This is a genomic window from Oceaniferula spumae (genome assembly GCF_042849255.1).
GTDB lineage: Bacteria > Verrucomicrobiota > Verrucomicrobiia > Verrucomicrobiales > Akkermansiaceae > Oceaniferula > Oceaniferula spumae.
In genome coordinates, this window is the sequence record NZ_AP026866.1 from 2251854 (window position 1) to 2270509 (window position 18656).

The window sequence follows — 18656 nt, forward strand, 5'->3', positions numbered from 1 at the left end:
CCCCACGCGCAAAGTCACACCCTTGCACCTTGACAGATAACGTGACATGTGGAGGATTTACCAATTACAAACCCCTTCTGCTTTACAAATGAAACACAACACTCTCGCCAGCCTCGCCGTCGCAAGCACGGTATTCGCATCCGGCATTACCATAAGCCAAGCCGCCCTCTCACTCACGAACGTGGGCGGAAACAATTGGCAGATCAATTTCTCCCCCATCACCTTCACTGCCAACAATAACGCCGGCCAATTCGACTGGCTCGTTTTTGAAGACTTTTTCTCCGCGAATTCAAATGCATCTGGCGGACACGTCAGCGGCACCTTGGAATACAGCATCAACGGCGGATCCACCGTAGTCGTGACCCCTCATTCTGCGACGGGCACGTTCGCCAGCACACTTGGCGGCATCGACCCGAACGACCTCTTTATAAATATCGCACAAGCCGGCAACCGTCCTAATCCGAACAATGGTCAAAGTGTCGCTGTCTCCGGATCAGTCGTCTTCTCATCTTCGGATGTCCCCGCGTTCCCAATTAACGGCACAGTCAATGCCAGATGGTGGGACAACACGGGTTCCGGTGGAGCAGCCCAATCTAACATCGTCTCCGTCGCCGTGGTGCCGGAACCCTCGACAACCGCCCTGCTCGGTCTAGGCGGTCTTGCGCTGATCCTGCGACGCAGGAAATAAACACATAGCAGCGGGCACCCACTCTCCCTATCACACCATCGGGCGGAATTTACCGACTTCATCCTGCAGGGCGCGGGTGATTTGACCGAGTGAGCAGACTTCCACCGTTTCCAGTAGCTCTGCGAAGACATTTCCATCATCGAGCACCACACGGCGGAGTTTTTCCAGAGCAGCGGGTGCTTTGTCCGCATTGCGTTTCTTGAAATTACCTAGGCGCTCGACCTGGTGCTGTTTTCTCTCATGGGGAATGCGCACCAACTCGGGCTCGTGCCACTCGGCGTCCTCCTTGATATAGCGGTTCTGTCCAATAACTGGGCGGGTGCCATCGGCGACTTGCTTTTCATAGCGATGAGCAGCTTCTTGAATTTTGCTGCGTTGGTAGCGTTGCTCCATGGCTTCTAACACGCCACCGAGCTGATCGATTTCATCGAACTCAGCGAGGATGGCCTTTTCCACTGCTACCTCGACTGCCTTCATACCCGGTGATCCGGCCAAAGTGTTCATCATGTGCCTGAACAATCCGCTTTCCTCTAACACTATCGATTGAGCGTGTGAGGCCAGCCTGACATATTCTTGCGAAGGTGTCGTGAACGGCTCATCGGCGCTGTTACTATGACAAGAGTTCGTAGCATTCATGCAGGCCATCATCAGCTCGATGGCGGTTCTTGTTAGATTGTTCTGAAACTCCGCCGCTACCAGTGATCGGCCACTGGTCTGGGTGTGCAGTTTGAATCGTTGAGCCCGATCTCCAGCGGAAAATATCTCCTTCATTCCGATCGCCCAAATCTTCCGGCAAATCCGAGCCAGAGCGAGATATTCGATGTCCAGGCTACAATCGAGGAAGAAAGAAAATCGCGGCCCGAAGTCGTCCACCGAAACTCCTCGGTCACAGAGCATTTGTGCGTAGCAGAAACCATTGGAAAGAGTGTAGGCGGCCTGTTGCACTGGCGTGGCACCGGCTTGGGAAATGTGATAACCACTGATCGAAACCGGATACCAGCGCGGCATTTTTTCTACCGTGAACTCACACATATCGAGCATGAAGCGCAAGGATGCTTCGGTGGGAAACAGCACCTCGTTCTGTGCCTGGACCTCTTTGAGAATGTCCGCCTGCACGGTGCCCCGCAGCTTTCCTAACACATCAGATCCAGACTTCCGTTTGGCAGCAGCGACAAACATGGCGAGGATGGTAGGTGCCGGACCGTTGATGGTCATGGAGACGGAGGTATCGCGGTCTGCTAGATCAAAACCATCAAAGAGGCGTTCCATGTCCTCGACGGTATCAATGGCCACTCCACCTTCGCCGATTTTTCCTAACACTCCCGGTTCATCGCTGTCCATGCCGTAGAGCGTGGGACCGTCAAACGCGGTGCTCATGCGGTGGCTGCGCTGGCTTTTTGTCAGGAAATGGAAGCGGGCGTTGGTGTCTTCAGCTAGTCCGAGTCCGGCGAAGAGTCGGGTCGGCTCTTCCGGTAGTTTATCATCGCCTTGCGGCTCCAGATACATCTCCTCATAAGCCGAGCTGAGAAATGGATATTCCCCTGGCAGACCTTCGCCGTAGAGATAGCGTGCAACTGCTCCGGCTTCATCGAGATTGGGTAGCGCCATGCGCGGCAGCTCAAGGCCCGTGGGTGTTTTTGTGCTCGGCACTTGATCGACAATATCTTGCCAGCGCTGCATCAGTTCCTCGGCGGCAGCATCATCGTGGCGGGCAATGTAAACCCGCTGCTCGACGTCTTCGTTGAAGCGCCTCACTGAGTCGGCGATTTCCTTCATCGTGCTCATGTGAGAATCCTTTCCAAGAGTTGTGCCACCCCCGGGTCACCGTGGCGGCTGGCGATGGTGGAGACCAGCGTGCGATCGCCGCCGAGCATTTCGAGGTGGTTGTTGAGTTCGCTGACGGTGGTCTCGCTGCCTGGCCGGTCAGCTTTGTTCGCCACAACCACATCGGCTTCTTCTAACATGAGAATTTTCTGCAGCTGCAGACGCGCGCCGTAGTCGGTGTTCATCACCATGATTTTGACATCCACCAGATTGTCACGGAATGGTAACGCCTCCTGACCGGTGCCGACGGTTTCAACCAGCACGAGGTCGAAATTTGCCTGTTTCCCCGCCAGCCAGTGTAAGCATGGTTCCGTGGCTGGCGACAACCCACCTTCACGTCCTCTAGTGCCTAGACTGCGCATGAAAACTCGGTCGTCCTGCGCATAGACCATGGTTGCGCGATCACCTAACAGTGCCCCCTTGCTAACCGCGCTGGGGTCGTGAGACAGGACTGCGACTCGGGCATCTGGTTGTTGTTCGAGATAGTTACGCACCAGTTCATCGATGAGAGTGGTCTTGCCTGCGCCGCCTGGCCCGGTGATACCGACCACACGCACGGTGTCGGATTTCCCCTCCTCCGGCTCGCCGATACCACCTTCCTCCACGCAGCTAAGCAGTCTGCCCAATGCCCGATGATTGGTGAGTGATGTATCCACGCTGGAGCAGTCGAGATCACGAGCGTATTGCTTTTTAATGTAATCCGTCATCTCGGCGAAGGAGGTTCCGGCGAAGAAAATCTTATCGGTGCCGTCCTTCATCATCTGATCAGCGTCCGGTGGCGTGATCGTGCCTCCGCCTCCGCCAAAAACGCCAATGTCATCCGCGCCTGCAGCTTTCAACCCCTGCACCACCTCGCGGAAGAATTCAACGTGCCCGCCGTTGTAACTCGAGAGCCCCACCGCCGCCACATCTTCCTGCACCGCTGCCCGAACGATATCGGCGACCGAGCGATGATAGCCCAAGTAGATCACCTCAATCCCTGCCCGGATAAGTTCTTGGTTCACGGTACAGACCGCACTGTCATGGCCGTCGCACAGCGGCACAGCTGTTAGAATACGGATGACATGACTCTCCATGTACCCATACTAGCGTCTATCTCCAGAGGGCACAATGGGATTGTGCATATGCTCCGCTTAGTAAAACCGGTCACTATTTCGCTACGCTGACATCAAATCGGCTTAAAACAGCGGAGTGATCGCCCGGCCAGAGCACATCTGCTTGGGGATGATGGCTAATCACCTCGGAAGAGAGCGCCTTAATTCCGGGACCTTTGTAATAGATGTAATCAATTCTGAAATCATCCGACCATCGGTAGTTGGCCGCCCATGTCCCTCCGTGATCTTTGCTTTCGTCAGGATGTATTTCTCGATAACTATCTTTGAACTCAGCCTCGTGCATGAGTTTGTGGGTTGGCATATCGACGACCCAGCCGTTGTGCAGACCGGCCTTCGCTGCCCCTTCGGTGAAGTCGAGGTGCGAGCATGAGTTAAAGTCTCCGGCAAAGATCAATGGTGTGGTGCCGTCATCATGCTTGCGGATATCCTTTTCCAATATCTCGCTGAGATCCTTATACGAAGTTTCCAGATCACCTTGGATCCAATCCTTGGCTGTGTATTTCTTGGAGTATTGCTGGAGCGTGTAATCGGCTCCCCAGTAGCGTATCCAGATCGACCAGAGTTTCACTTCGCGTTCATTGGGAAGTTTCACTTTCGCCCCGACACAGAAAAAGTCACTTTTGCCCGATTTATAAGTTTCTAAAATGGGATAACGCGAGAGGATGGAAAGGTTTGCGCCCTTACTCGGCTGATAGAATTGATACCCGAGCATATCCGCTATTTTTTGCCCTGAGCCATAGGTCTCCACCATGGTGACAATATCGGCATCCGTGGCTTTGATGATTTCAGCAATCTGTTTCGGCCCAAGGTCTTTTCCTTTTTCAATGCCACCGTGCCAGATATTCCAGTTCAGAACTTTGAGTTCATTGATGTTGTTTTGGGTAGATCGGATAACGCGCAGACCGATAGAACCTTTGGGCATCACATCCACTGTCGTATTTCCACACCTCAACTTAGAACAAGTTACATTAATGGCAGCACCGGGTTTGGCGGTGGATTTCAGATCAACGCATACGGCAATATAGTTGATCCCTTCCTCTAACGAACAATCCAGCTCTACTGTCATCTGTTTTCCCGGAGCCAGTCCGCCTTTGACCAGCTCAACTCCACCGTCAAGTTCTGCATTCGGGCCTAGCGACCACAGTCTGATGCGCTCGATGCTATTAATGTTAGATGTCTTTGAGAGATCAAGATCGATGGCGTTGATGCGGCGCCGATCTTTGGATCCCTCACAGTTGATCTTGAGCTTGAGCACCTCAATGTTTTTTTGGCCGACGGCCAAAGGGAAAGAAGTTTTCAGTGCTTGAGCGTAGAGAATCTTCATCTTGTGGGACTCCATCTGTAATCCGACGTTCTCATTGAGGACGTATTGGGGGCCATCGCCCGGGAGCTTACTCTTATAGTGTTTTTTGATGTCAGCCTTGTGCTCACTTTTGTAATCGGTGGCATCTTTCGCACGATCATCAAAGCGATAGTAGGCAAGTAATGAATCGTAGTTAGGGTGTGCCGATGTAACAGCTTTGCTCATCCATTGTTTGATTCTATTTTCAGGTATGGCTTTGTTCCAAATCCTGACCTCGTCGATCTGGCCCTTGAAAAACTCCTTGCCATCATCAGAGCCCATGAAAGCCGGACAAATAGGTCGACCGCCCTTCAGCTTTGCGACTTCCTTTCCATCGATAAACAGTCGGGTGGTCTTACCGTCCCAGCTTGAGGCAATGTGATGCCAGCCTGCAGGGAGAACATCCGGAGCAAACAATTGGGTGCGATACGCGCAAAGTTTACCTCGGGAGAAATGCAATGGGTAATCCTCCCACTCCTGCACCGTTACCCAGCCGCTACCGATAATTACTTCATCTTCAGCCCAGGCCCCTTCTTTTTTGATCCAAGCCGAAACAGTCCACTCCTCTTGCAAGGGTCTGAATGACAAATCGATTTGCGAATCTACACCATTAAACTCCAAGGCATAATTTTGCCCGACAGCTTCTGACATCTGAAAGGCGGTGAGAGTGACATAGCCGATGAAAATCGCGCGATGGAAATGATTTCCAATCTGCAAAATTGCTCTCTTGATAACATGAAACACCATCATAATTGTTAGATCATAACTTGAACCAGCGACATTAACTTTCATCCACCAGAACGTTGGATGGGTTATGCCCTCGAGCTATGGTAACGATTCAAGGAGGCGTTTGCTTTCAAACCGATCATCGTATCGCGGTGTCAAATTTAGTGACCACGATACCAATAGAGCCGGTCGCCCCAGTCAAAGACTGAGGCTAAATTTTTGATCACCTGGTAGACGGATAGAGCTTACAGCTTCGCAGCGGCGGCGGCTTTGAGTTCATCAGCTTTGTCGCGTTGGGGGGCGGCGCCGCGTGCTTGGTCTGGCTTTCCTCCTCCTTTACCTCCTGCGATGGGACCGAGTTCTTGGATGAGTTTGCCGGCCATGAGTTTGTTGGCACGGGCATCGTCGCCGCAGTAGGCACCGAGGTGAAGGCGCTCGCCATCGTCAACGATGAGGAAGGCGGCTCCGGCGAACTGCTTTTTCTTCAAGCCGTTGAGCAGCTCTTGCAGCAGGTTGGCAGGGCCTTGGAAGATTTCGGCGATGTTGTTGCCGCTTTCTAACAGCGTAGCGAGAGCTTCGTCTGCCATCTTGGCGGCGGCTCCGGCTTGGGCTTTTTTCAGTTTCTTCTCGGCGTCGATGCCTGCCTGACGCAGAGCCTCGATGTGCTCGCGGTAATGCTTGAAGGTGTTGTTGATTTGCTGGAAATCACCACCCTCCATGAGCAAGGCCCCCATGATGTGGGGAAACTTCTTCATGTTGACCGGCTTCTCGCCGATGGCTTCCAGCTCGGTGTTCGCGGCGTCGAGTTTGGCGCGGAGGTCTTTGCCTTCGGTGTCGCCTTTTTCCACTTCTTCACGCAGCCAGTTCCAGGCGGCGTCACCGCATAGGGCTTCAATACGACGGATGCCGGAGGCGATGGCTCCTTCAGATTTGATTTTGAAAATGCCGAGGTCGCCGGTGTTTCTAACATGGGTGCCGCCGCAGAGTTCCATCGAGTAGCCGTTGAGTTCTTTTTCCTCACCACCGATTTGCACCACTCTAACAAGGTCGCCGTATTTATCGCCGAAGAATTGTTGGATGTCTTTGTTTCCTTTGACGTCTTCGTGCGGGACTTCGATCCATGAGACTTGGTCGTTAGCCTTGATGCAGGCGTTGACGCGTTCTTCGATGGCTTCGAGCTTCTCTGGTGACACCGCACCGGAGTTGAAGTCGAAGCGGAGTCGGAGTCGGCTGACCATGGAGCCTTGCTGGGCGACGTCGTGCGAGACTTCCTCGTGCAGCGCCCAGTGGAGAAGGTGCGTGGCGGTGTGGTGGGCTTCGATGGGGCGTCGACGTGCTGGGTCAATCGCGAGGGTGACGGTATCGCCCACGATGATGTTCGCTGAGAGGTCGATGGCGTGGGCACGGGCGTTGCCGAGCTGTTGCACGGTATCCACTTCGTAAGTTTCGTCTTCGTGAGTGAGGGTTCCCTTGTCGCCCATCTGGCCACCCATCTCAACGTAGAACGGAGTCTTGTCGGTGATGACTAACAGGTGATCGGACTGTTGGTGGATTTCGGTGACTTTGGCCTCACATTCGTCAGCCTCGAAGCCGGTGAACTCGGTTTCTTCGTCGGTGGAAATGTCAGCGGCACGGACCAGCTCGCGAGTGCGGGCGGCGCGTCCTTTTTCACGCTGCTCCTCCATCAGCTGCTCGAATTTCTGCATGTCCACTTTCAGCCCGCGCTCTTCGCAGAGCAGCTGGGTGAGGTCGATGGGGAAACCGAAGGTGTCGTAAAGCTGGAAGGCTTCTGTTCCTGAAAACAACTCTATGGCATTCAACGAGCTTCTGTGATTCTTAACTAACGAAAGAACCATCATAATAACGATATCAGCCTCTTTATCATTCAATAATCTATTACGACCTAAAATGCTCTTAACCTCTACCTGGTCTGTGGGCTGCAGTTTTGCTATGGATTTTATTTCTTCATCACCGATAACATCCATATTCCTCAGCTCATAGCTCTGCCGAAATTCACCAACAGCACGCGCTATATTCACTCGTTCATCCCAAAGTTTGTTATACAACTTATCCACTTGGCGAGCCTCGTCATAAAATTTGAGTAGTCCGCGGTCGAGGGTTTCGTTGAAGCTTGTTTCCTCGCGCTGGAGGTTTTCTTTGATGGCGTCAGCGCGTTCGGCGAGTTCTGGGAAGACGCCGGAGAGCTGCTCGACGAGGGTGTCGACGAGGTCGGCCATGAAGGGTTTGTCACCGGAGAATCCGAGGGTGCGACCGTATCTAACGGCACGGCGGAGGATGCGGCGGAGCACGTAGTTGCGGCCGTTGTTTCCTAACAGGATTCCATCGGCGAGTGAGAAGGAAAGGGTGCGGATGTGGTCGGCGATGACGCGGAAGGCGATGGCTTCCTTGAGTTCGTCAGAGAGCGTGGACTTATCGGCTTCGACAGATTCCGGATAGGTGTCTTGGTATTTCCTGCCGCTGAGTTCTTCGAGCTTACGGAAGATCGGCTGGAAGGCATCGGTGGCGTAGTTGGTGGGTTTTTTGGAGAAGTCTTTGAAACCGTTGGTGCCTTGATAGATCGACACGGCGCGCTCGAAGCCCATGCCGGTATCGACGTGTTTGGCTGGCAGGTCACGGAAGGTGCCGTCGGCCTCGGCGTTGAACTGGATGAAGACGAGGTTCCAGATTTCGATGCAGAGATCGGAGTCCATGTTGACCAGTTTGCCATCGGTGTCGCCGTCAGGTGTTAGATCGACGTGGAGTTCGGAGCACGGACCGCAGGGGCCGGTTTCGCCCATCATCCAGAAGTTATCTTTGACGTTGCCGTTGACGATCTGGCGTTTGGGATCGAGTCCCTTCTTTTCATACAGCGCGGCCCAGAAATCGTAGGCTTCTTGGTCGAAGCTGCCCGGATCGCCTTCGCCGGGCATGTAGACCGTAGCGTAGAGTCGGTCGGCAGGGAATCCCCAGCGTTCGACCACGAGCTCCCAAGCCCACTCGATGGCTTCCTTTTTGAAATAGTCACCAAAGGACCAGTTGCCGAGCATCTCGAACATGGTGTGGTGGTAGGTGTCGTAGCCGACGTCCTCGAGGTCGTTGTGTTTGCCGCCGGCGCGAATGCACTTCTGGGTATCGGTGGCGCGCGGAGGAGAATACGGTGGTTTTTCCGTTCCGAGGAAATACGGCACAAACTGGTTCATGCCCGCATTGGTGAAAAGCAGTCCGGGGCTCTGCGGCATCAGGGATGCGGAGGGCACGACGGTGTGTTGCTTCTCTTTGAAGAAATCGAGAAAGCTCTGGCGGATTTCGGCAGCGGTCATTGAATCAGTGGTCGGTGGTGAGTGTGCAGTGGTCGGTGCTTGGCCGCTGCGCGGACGCTGCTGATAATGGAAGATGCGCGTGGAGTAAAGCGCGGAGGTGGAGTCAGTTGAGGAGGCGGCGGACGAGGGCGGTCCATTGGTCGGCTTCACGCCGGTAGCTGAACAGGGGGGCTCGGGTGGTGATTTGGGATTTCAGGGACTGGTAGAAATCCGGATCGTCGATGGAGCGGGTCAAGATTTCCGTGAGGGCGGTGGTGCTTTCTGAAGGGAATAAACCTCCGTAATCCTCACCGAGCATGCCTTTGTTTCCTGCGATCTTACTCGCGATGACTGGCAGACCGATGACGACGGCCTCGCAGATGGCATTGGCTCCGCCTTCTTCGGTGGAGGTGTTGAGCAGGGCGTGGGCAGTTTGCATGTTTGCGAGGACCACGTCATGATCCTGCACTCCGTGGAAATGGAAGTTCGGACATTCGGCGGCGGTTTTTTCTAACTCGGCTTGGTAGTCTCCGCCTTGGCCATAGGCGTGGAAATGCATGGGGGTATCCGCGAGGGCTCGGGCGGCCTCCATCAGCAAGCTTGGATTTTTTTCGGAGCGGAAATTTCCTGCGATCACTATATCGATTGGTGCGGTGGCATGGTGTCGAATGGACTGCGGTAACTGCACACTGGGATAGATGACCTCGGTTTTTTCTAACAAATGGCTCGGTATCCGGTGGGAAAACCCATCGTGCAGGGAGACAATGGCGGTGCAGAGCTCAAGTGCTATACGAGTCTCTGAGGTCTCCGTTTCCATGTCCGGATGGTTCACATCAGTGCCGGTGAGCAGGGCGATGATCGGACTTTCCGGTTGGCGTTGATGAAAATCGAATATTTCGGTCGCGCTTTTCCGAGCGTTGAGAGCGATCAGGCACTTCGCAGCCAGCGGAGCATCACCACGCTCGTGAATCTTCACGTCCAGTCCGCCTTCACGGAGCAGTGCCGTCATGCGCTTGGCCGTCACCGCATTTCCCTGACTGCGCTGTCGAGGATAGGGCGAGTGGATGAGGACTTCGGTCATGCTGATTGCATTCTCCTGTGGTTAGCTCAAAACACAAGTCGCCTCTCTGAAAGGCCGAGTATTTCCTGTTCAATCGATACCGCATTGTTTACATGAAAACATCATGTTTCGGTTACTCCTCCTTCTTTTCTGTCTCGGTTCCGCCACGGCTGCGGACAAACCCAACATCCTTTGGATCGTCTCCGAGGATAACGATTACCACTGGTTAGGCTGCTACGGTAACAAAGAAGCTGTTACCCCTAACCTCGATCGCTTGGCAGGAAATGGCATCCTTTTCACCCATGCTTACTCCAATGCCCCGGTCTGTGCCGTCGCTCGGTCCACCATTCTCAATGGCGCATATGCAGTCACCCAAGGCACCCAGCACATGCGTAGCCGACACGAGATCCCCAAGCGTTTCAAACCCTACGTTTCCTACCTGAAAGAAGCCGGCTACTACTGCTCGAATAATTCCAAGACCGATTACAATTTCAAAGGCAATGACAAGGCCATCTGGGACGAAAGCTCTAACAAGGCGCACTATAAAAACCGCCCTGAAGGCAAACCGTTCTTCGCCATTTTCAATCTGGGAATCTCCCACGAAAGCTCTCTCTTTGCGAACTCCATTAAGAAAAACCGCAAGCGAGGTTTAATCCCCCAGACCCCACGCATCTCACCGGACAAAGTCATCGTGCCTCCATATCTGCCCGACCTTCCGGAAATCCGCAACGACCTCGCGATCTACCACGATAACATCACAGCCCTCGATACCCAAGTGGGTGCAATCCTAGCCGAGTTAAAAAAACGCGGCCTTGCTGATGATACCATCGTATTCTACTACGGCGATCATGGCGGCATCCTCCCACGAGGAAAACGCTACCTCAAGGACACCGGAGTGCGCATTCCCATGCTGGTGCATGTACCTGAGAAATGGAAAACTCTCTCCCCTTTCAAACCCGGCCAAAAAGTCGATGAGCCAGTTTCCTTTGTCGATCTCGCCCCCACCGTGCTCTCTCTGATCGACCACAAAAAGCCAGAGCAGATGCAAGGCCGCGCATTTCTTGGCAACGAACGAACCGAACCGGATAAAGATGACGTCGTATTTCTCTTCGCCGATCGTTTTGATGAAATCTACGGTATGCGCCGCGGCCTAACAGACGGTCGATGGAAATACATCCGACGCTTCACTCCAAATCTCGCAGCCGCCCCATACAGCTACTATCAATTCGGTCAAGCAGGCTGGACTGCGTGGCAGAAAGCATGGAAAAATGGCAAACTAACAGGTCGGTTCAAAGAAATCTGGGAACCCAACCAACCGGTGGAGGAACTCTTCGACACCCGCTCGGACCCTTGGGAAGTCAACAACCTCGCCAACAACCCAGCCTACGGGGAACAACTCACCGCCATGCGTGCACGACTGAAATCCACCATGGTTCAAGTGCGCGACACCGGCATCATCCCGGAACCCATGTTCGCCGAACTCTCGCCTACCACACCGATCAACCAATACATGCAAACGCGCGAGGACAATCTCCCAGTCCTCGCTGACATCGCTTTTGCCGCATCATCCCGCGACCCAAAGAAACTAGACGATTTCATCGCATGGACCACCTCACCGGACCCCGTCACCCGTTACTGGGCAGCACACGGTTGCCTCGTGTTAGGAAAAACCGCGGCTCCTGCTGAAGAAGCGCTCACCAAGCTGATCGCCGATGAGCATTCCGCCATCCGTGTCGCCGCCGCCCAAGCGCTGGTCGCCATCGGTAAGGATCAGGAAGGACGCTCCGCACTGCTTGGGGAGCTTGATAAAAACATCAACGAGTATTCCCAACAAAATGTCATCAACGCCCTAACAAGCCTCAACGCCCTCGATGACATCCCCCAAGAGTGGGTGGACGCAACTTTGAAAAACAAAAAAGCTGGCCAGTACGTCCAACGCCTCGCCCAGCGACTACAAGCCAGTCGGAAAAAGTAGCCAAAGCACACTCTGTCCCTCCTCCCCACCGGGGAGATTCATATCAGCCCACGGAGAATCCGTGGGTTTAATGATCCAAAGGCTCGCGCTGGCTGAAAGCCCAGCTTCATAGGCCCCCACGTGCCCTCCCATCGGCACACGATCAATTTTTTTGTCACATTCCCACCCTGTTTTTACAATATGGTTGGTGCGAAGCTCATCGAGTGCTAATAATTTAGCATTATCGTCGACAACCCTCGCCATCACGTCCAACCATTCTAGCCATGAAAATCCTACCTGCTCTCTTCATCGCAGCCATCTGCCTAATCACCAGGCTACCCGCCCAAAACGACATGCGCCAACAAGCTGAAAAACTGCAAAAAGACGGCAACTACAAAGAAGCCCTCACGGTTTACAAAAAACTCCTCACCAGCGACCAGGCTACGGCCTCTGATCTCACGAACGGCATCGATTGTCTGAGAAAACTCCAGAGTTACGAGGAAACAGACGCCCTGCTCGAGTCGGCCATCGAAAAGCACCCGACCAACCGGAAAATCCTCGCCACCGCAGCCACCCAATACATGCAACTCCCTCACCACGGTGAAATCATCGCCGGTCAGTTCAAACGCAACCACCGCCAGGGAGGTGGCGAATTTGTCCAGACCGCAGAGCGCGATCGCATCCGCGCGATCCAGCTCTGTCTTGAGGCTCTGAAACATTTCCCTGCCGACATGGATCAGTCGACGAAACAGGAAATGGCGAACGTCTATCAGGTATTGTCGTCAAATATTGCATCTGGCCGACTCCACACCGGCGCTTGGCGACTACAAAAACTCAGTGACCTCACCGAGCTACCCGACTACGAGAAAACCAACCGTTGGAACCGATATGGCAGCGGTGGAAGAGACCCGCAGGGCGCACCCGTCACCGCCGATGGCTCACCGCTCTACTATTCCATTCCGGACAGTTGGGAAAATGCTAAAAACGATGGGGAACGCTGGCGCTTCTGCCAGGCGCAACGGGCCAAACTGACGCCCTCTCTTTCAGACCACATCGATGAACAGTGGGCCGATTTCCTGCACAATCAATTTGGGATCACCACCATGCGCAACTTCAGCTGGTTTGGCTCCTTAGACATGGATCAACAAAAAGGAATCCTCCAGCTCCACACCCTGACAGACGATGAAACACTCGCCAAGCTCGCCACCGGCGTGAAGCGCTTCAAGTTAGCCGAAGGACAGAATTTCATCCAAATCTATCACTCACTAAGCACCAAACGCGAGTCTTCCGCAGACCGGCTGATCCAAATCTATCTCGATCGCCGCCAGCACGAAAAATCTGCTGCATTGTTAGAAAAAACCATCGAGCAATTCCCAAAAAGCCACTCCCTCAAAAACCGCCAAAAACTCCTCGCCCAAATCACCGGCAACTGGGGCCGGTTCGAGCCGAACAACAAATCCTTCCCGGCCGGCACCGAGGCGTCTGTCGACTACGTCTTCCGCAATGCCAAATCCGTCACCTTGGTCGCCCGCGAGGTGGACATGACCGCGCTGGTCAATGACCTCTGGAAATACCTCGAGGGCAACCCTTTGAAACTCGATTGGCAAACCGTCCGTTGGAACAGCCTCGGCAACGATCTGGTCAATGGCAAACGCAAGAAATACCTCGGCGAAGAAGTAGGCCGCCGCACTCACGAACTCAAACCCAGAGATCACCACTGGGACACCCGTGCCACACTGTCCGTGCCAGTCAAAAAATCCGGGGCCTATCTGATTTCCGCCGAACTTGAAAACGGCGTCACCACCCACACCGTCGTCTGGCTCGATGCCTCCGTGATTGTCAAAAAAGACGTCAACGGTGGCGAGCTTTACTACGTCGCCGATGCCATCACTGGCAAGGCCATCGCCGGAGCCACCGTCGAGTTCTTCGGCTACCGCCAGGAATACCGTAAGGAAAACAACCGCTTCCGAAAATACGACTTTCATACCAAACGCGCAGTCAAAACCACCGGCGATGACGGCACCGTGCTGATCAAAAATGGCGAACTCCCAAACAACTACCAGTGGATGGTTCGTGCAAAAACTGAACGCGGCTCCGCCCTATTAGGCTTCACCCACATCGGTTCCTCAGTGAACGAAGAGAGCGGCATCAGCCAGACCAAAAGCTTCGGCATCACAGACCGACCAGTCTATCAGCCAGACCAAGAGGTGTTCGGAAAATTCTGGATCCGCCATGCGCGTTACGATCTCAAGGACGTCTCCACCTTTGCCGGTCAGAAATTCACCATCACCATCAATGACGCCGCTGGCAATGCCGTGCTCAAGGAGCATCCTGTCACGGCGGATGCCTACGGTGGTGTAGAATACACCTATAAACTCCCAGAGGATGCCAAGCTCGGTGCCTACGCCGTCCAGCTACGCCAAGGAAACAACTGGCGCGGTAACCACTCCTTCCGTGTCGAGGAATACAAAAAACCGGAATATGAAGTGTCCGTGCACGCCCCCAAGGAGCCGGTGATGTTAGGCGAGAAATTCGAGGCCACCATCAAGGCGAACTACTACCACGGAGCACCCGTCACTGAGGCCAAGGTGAAGATCAAAGTCATGCGCACCCGCCACAACGATCGCTGGTTTCCCATCGGTCGCTGGGACTGGCTTTACGGCGGCGGCTACGGCTGGCTCGATATCGAGCGCCCGTGGTATCCCGGCTGGAAAAGATGGGGTTGCCTCTGCCCGTCACCCTGGTGGTGGAACCGCGGCGGCGAACAGCCCGAGATTGTGTTAGAGCAAGAACTCAAAATAGGCCCAGACGGCACCGTCAAAGTGGAAATCGATACCGCACTTGCCAAAGCCGTGCACAGCGACACCAACCATAGCTACGAAGTCACCGCCGAAGTAGTCGATGCGTCACGCCGCACCATCGTAGGAAAAGGCAGCATCATCGCCGCGCGCAGAGCTTATCAAGTCAGCGTCTGGTTAGACCGTGGCTATGCCCACGTGGGAGATGCCATCAATGCCACCGTCGCCGCAAACACAGCTGATGGCAAACACGTCGAAACCAAAGGCAAAGCCATCCTCTACTGCATCAGCACAGACAAGGATGGCAAGGTCATCGAGACCGAAGTCAAAAACTGGGAAATCGATACCGCCAACGAGCGCAACGGCAGCATCAAGTTCCAGGCCGGAGCCGCCGGTCAGTATCGCCTTTCCGCCCAGATGACCGATAGCAAAGGCCGCGAGATCGAAGGAGCCATCCTCTTCACCGTACGCGGTGACGCCGCAGCCGATGGCACATTCCAATACTCCGACCTCGAACTCATCGCAGACAAACGCACTTACGAAAAAGGCTCCACGGTCAAACTCCTGATCAACACCAAGCGCCCTAACAGCACCGTACTACTGTCGCTGAGAAACGGCATGGAGCATCGTTTCGTCCACATCAAAGGCCAGTCCGCAGAAATCGAAATCCCCGTTGAGCAAAAAGACATGCCGAACTTCTTCATCGAAGCCGCCACCGTCTCCAATGCCGAGGTCCACACCGCAGTCCGCGAGATCATCGTGCCTCCGGAAAAACGCATTCTGAATGTCGAAGTCCTGCCCAGTGCCGATCGCTTCAAGCCACGTGGCGAAGGCAAGGTCAAGGTGCGCATCACTGATCAGCAAGGCGAGCCAGTCAAAGGCTCACTCGCTCTAACCATCTATGACAAATCACTGGAATACATTTCCGGCGGTAGCAACGTCACGGAAATCAAAGCCCACTTCTGGAAATGGCGTCGCAATTTCCGTGGCGGCTATGGCCACTCGACCAACCACTACGAGGGCAACGTGCTCAAAGAAAAAACCGAAGGCATGCAGACCTTAGGTGCCTTCGGCCACTCGCTCGCTGATTCAGGCGGGGCTGGTGGACTCCGTGAAGGGATGTCTGTTCGCAGTCGTCAAATGTCCAAAAAAGCAGGTAGAGCCATGCCCGCCCCCATGGCACTAGCTGAAGCCGAAGTAGGCAAAGATGAGGTTGCCGATGGCGAAGCCCCCGGAGCAGATGACGCACCAGCCGTCATGGTTCGCAAAGACTTCGCCGATCTCGTCAAATGGATCGGCACCGTCGAGACCAACGATGACGGAGTCGCCGAAGTCCCCGTCACCTTCCCAGACAACCTGACCACATGGAAAATCAAAACCTGGGCGATGGCCCACGGCACCCGTGTCGGTGAAGGCTCCGCCGAGGTCATCACCAGCAAGGATCTCATCATCCGCCTGCAAGCACCGCGCTTTTTCATCGAGAAAGACGAGGTCGTGCTCAGCGCCGTGGTGCACAACTACCTGAAAACCGAGCAAGACGCCAAGATCTCGCTGGAACTCGAAGGCGGCACACTGAAGACCGACTCCGAGATCACCCAGCAGCGCACCATCAAGGCCGGTGGCGAAACCCGCATCGAGTGGCTCGCCAAAGTCAGCGGCGAGGGCACCGCGATTGTTAGAATGAAAGTCATCACCGCCGATGACTCAGACGCCATGGAAATGACCTACCCGGTTTACGTCCACGGCATTCTCAAACAAGAGGCATGGAGCAAAGTAGTCGAGCCAGGAAAAGACAACACCGTGATCAATTTCAAGGTGCCAGCCGAGCGCCGACCCGATCAGACCCGACTCGAAATCCGCTACTCCCCCACCATCGCCGGCAGCATCGTCGATGCCATCCCCTACCTCGTCGAATACCCCTACGGCTGTACTGAGCAGACACTGAACCGCTTCGTGCCCACCGTCATCGCCCAAAAACTCATCAAGGAAATGGGCATCGATTTAGAGGGTGTTAGAAACAAACGCGCCAACCTCAATCCACAGGAAATTGGCGACGACAAGGAGCGCATGGCCCAGTGGCAACGCTGGCAGCGCAACCCGGTCTTCAACGAAAACGAAGTCAACAAAATGACCCGCGCCGGCATCAAGCGCCTCGCCGAAATGCAGCTCACGGATGGTGGCTGGGGCTGGTTCTCCGGCTGGGGTGAGCGCTCCTACCCGCACACCACCGCCATCGTGGTTCACGGTCTGCTCATCGCCAAGGCGCATGGAGTCGCCGTTGATGAAGGCATGTTAGACGAAGGCGTCACCTGGCTGAAAAACTACGAAGTCCGCGAGACCGAAAAAATCCGGATGTGGGAAAAACGCAAAAAAAACACCAAGCGCACCGCCTCCGCCATGGATGCCTTCGTCCGCCTCGTCCTCGCCGAAGCCGAGTCACCTAACAAGGAAATGCTAGGTTACCTGTTCCGCGATAAAAACGAACTCTCCGTTTACGCCAAGTCCCTCACCGGCATGGCCCTGCACCTCGCAGGCGACACCGAGAATCGCGATGCCGTGATCCGCAACATCGAGCAGTTCCTCGTTTACGACGATGAGAACCAAAGCGCCTACCTCAAGCTCGGTAACAACGGTTACTGGTGGTATTGGTATGGCTCGGAAATGGAAGCCCACGCCTGGTATCTCAAGCTGCTCGCCGCCACCAATCCGAAGTCGAAACAAGCGCGCGGACTGGTCAAATACCTGATCAATAATCGCAAACACGCCACCTACTGGAACTCCACCCGAGACACCGCCTACTGCATCGAAGCCATCGCCGACTACATGCGTGCCAGTGGCGAAAACAACCCGGACGCGGAAGTCACCGTCTCCGTGGACGGCAAGGAAATCAAAACCGTCAAAATCAGCAAAGACAACCTCTTTTCCTACGATAACAAAGTCGTCATCGCCGGCGACGCACTCGGCACCGGCGACCACAAAATCGAGATTGTTAGAAAAGGCAAAGGCGCACTCTATACCAATGCCTACCTCACGGTATTCACCAAGGAGGACTTCATCAAGAAGGCCGGACTCGAAGTGAAAGTGGATCGCGCCTACTACAAACTCGAACGCATCGACGCCACCGAATCCACCGCCGGCACCAAAGGCCAAGTGGTCGATCACAAGGTGGAGAAATACAAACGCATCCCCATGGAACCCGGCGACATGGTCACCAGCGGTGACCTCATCGAAGTCGAGCTGCACATCCACAGCAAAAACGACTACGAATACCTGATGTTCAGCGATTGGAAACCCGCCGGTCTCGAAGCCGTCAAAATTCAAAGCGGCTACACCGGCAACAGCCTCGGCGCCTACATGGAAATGCGCAACGAGCGCACCGCCTTCTTCGTCCGCCGCCTGCCACGCGGAGAACACAGCTTCAGCTACCGTCTAAGAGCCGAGATCCCCGGATCATTCAGCGCTCTGCCCACCATCGCCGAAGCCATGTATGCCCCCGAGCTCAAGGCAAACTCAGACGAGATGAAAGTCAAAGTGAAGGATAAGTAATCATGTTTTCCGATAGTGCCTGAGAGTCTGTTATTACCAATTCAATCGAGTATTCAAAATATGAATATTCCATCTCTCATCCCTCTCGGCGTTGGGACCGTTATTATCGTCGGGTTGATGCAGGGCGACGCGCTCACCGGCACCGTATTTTCATTATTGCGGCATCGCCATACTTAAGGACTCCGATCCTATTCTACAGGGCACGGGCTAGTGACATGAAGTTTAAGAAGCTGGGCATTTATTTCAACAAATCGGAGTAGTCCAGAGCTTCGTAACAAGTAGCCGACTACGTATTGTTCTGTGG

General features: G+C 54.5%; 8 protein-coding genes. 3 read left to right on the forward strand and 5 right to left on the reverse strand.

What is annotated here, in order from left to right; translation table 11 throughout:
- Positions 1-88 precede the first annotated feature (88 nt).
- The gene (locus ACSPJT_RS09385) at positions 89-688 is read left to right on the forward strand and encodes a PEP-CTERM sorting domain-containing protein (RefSeq protein ID WP_435896120.1); all 600 of its coding nucleotides are present in this window, start codon (positions 89-91) and stop codon (positions 686-688) included.
- A gap of 30 nt (positions 689-718) precedes the next feature.
- On the opposite strand, the gene ACSPJT_RS09390 is transcribed toward ACSPJT_RS09385, so the two are convergent.
- The 5 genes from ACSPJT_RS09390 to ACSPJT_RS09410 all read right to left on the reverse strand — a co-directional run bounded on the left by ACSPJT_RS09390 (position 719) and on the right by ACSPJT_RS09410 (position 10075).
- Positions 719-2473 carry a methylmalonyl-CoA mutase family protein gene (locus ACSPJT_RS09390; RefSeq protein WP_435896121.1) on the reverse strand — a complete coding sequence of 585 codons (1755 nt, stop codon included), beginning with the start codon at positions 2471-2473 and terminating at the stop codon, positions 719-721.
- Complete coding sequence (locus tag ACSPJT_RS09395) at positions 2470-3588, reverse strand: cobalamin-dependent protein (RefSeq protein WP_435896122.1); 1119 nt, start codon at positions 3586-3588, stop codon at positions 2470-2472. The genes ACSPJT_RS09390 and ACSPJT_RS09395 overlap by 4 nt, the downstream gene beginning before the upstream one ends.
- A 73-nt stretch (positions 3589-3661) precedes the next feature.
- On the reverse strand, positions 3662-5761 hold the full coding sequence (locus ACSPJT_RS09400) for an endonuclease/exonuclease/phosphatase family protein (RefSeq protein WP_435896123.1): 2100 nt from the start codon (positions 5759-5761) through the stop codon (positions 3662-3664).
- 179 nt (positions 5762-5940) lie between these two features.
- Positions 5941-9015: an alanine--tRNA ligase gene (gene alaS, locus ACSPJT_RS09405; protein WP_435896194.1), complete on the reverse strand. Its 3075-nt coding sequence runs from the start codon at positions 9013-9015 to the stop codon at positions 5941-5943.
- Positions 9016-9118: 103 nt separating this feature from the next.
- Positions 9119-10075: a glycosyltransferase family 4 protein gene (locus ACSPJT_RS09410; RefSeq protein ID WP_435896124.1), complete on the reverse strand. Its 957-nt coding sequence runs from the start codon at positions 10073-10075 to the stop codon at positions 9119-9121.
- A 103-nt stretch (positions 10076-10178) separates the two neighbouring features.
- Here ACSPJT_RS09410 and ACSPJT_RS09415 point away from each other — a divergent pair, with 103 nt between their 5' ends.
- Entirely contained in the window at positions 10179-12029 is a 1851-nt protein-coding gene (locus tag ACSPJT_RS09415) for a sulfatase-like hydrolase/transferase (RefSeq protein WP_435896125.1), read from the forward strand.
- A gap of 263 nt (positions 12030-12292) precedes the next feature.
- Positions 12293-18352, forward strand: coding sequence for an alpha-2-macroglobulin family protein (locus ACSPJT_RS09420; RefSeq protein ID WP_435896126.1), 6060 nt, complete (start codon positions 12293-12295; stop codon positions 18350-18352).
- The last annotated feature ends 304 nt before the right edge of the window (positions 18353-18656 follow it).

Excerpts from the sequence above, each read along its gene's own strand:
- ACSPJT_RS09415 (WP_435896125.1), top strand. The coding sequence starts at position 10,179 with ATGTTTCGGTTACTCCTCCTTCTTTTCTGTCTCGGTTCCGCCACGGCT.
- alaS (WP_435896194.1), bottom strand. The coding sequence starts at position 9,015 with ATGACCGCTGCCGAAATCCGCCAGAGCTTTCTCGATTTCTTCAAAGAG.
- ACSPJT_RS09385 (WP_435896120.1), top strand. The coding sequence starts at position 89 with ATGAAACACAACACTCTCGCCAGCCTCGCCGTCGCAAGCACGGTATTC.
- ACSPJT_RS09395 (WP_435896122.1), bottom strand. The coding sequence starts at position 3,588 with ATGGAGAGTCATGTCATCCGTATTCTAACAGCTGTGCCGCTGTGCGAC.
- ACSPJT_RS09390 (WP_435896121.1), bottom strand. The coding sequence starts at position 2,473 with ATGAGCACGATGAAGGAAATCGCCGACTCAGTGAGGCGCTTCAACGAA.
- ACSPJT_RS09410 (WP_435896124.1), bottom strand. The coding sequence starts at position 10,075 with ATGACCGAAGTCCTCATCCACTCGCCCTATCCTCGACAGCGCAGTCAG.
- ACSPJT_RS09420 (WP_435896126.1), top strand. The coding sequence starts at position 12,293 with ATGAAAATCCTACCTGCTCTCTTCATCGCAGCCATCTGCCTAATCACC.
- ACSPJT_RS09400 (WP_435896123.1), bottom strand. The coding sequence starts at position 5,761 with ATGAAAGTTAATGTCGCTGGTTCAAGTTATGATCTAACAATTATGATG.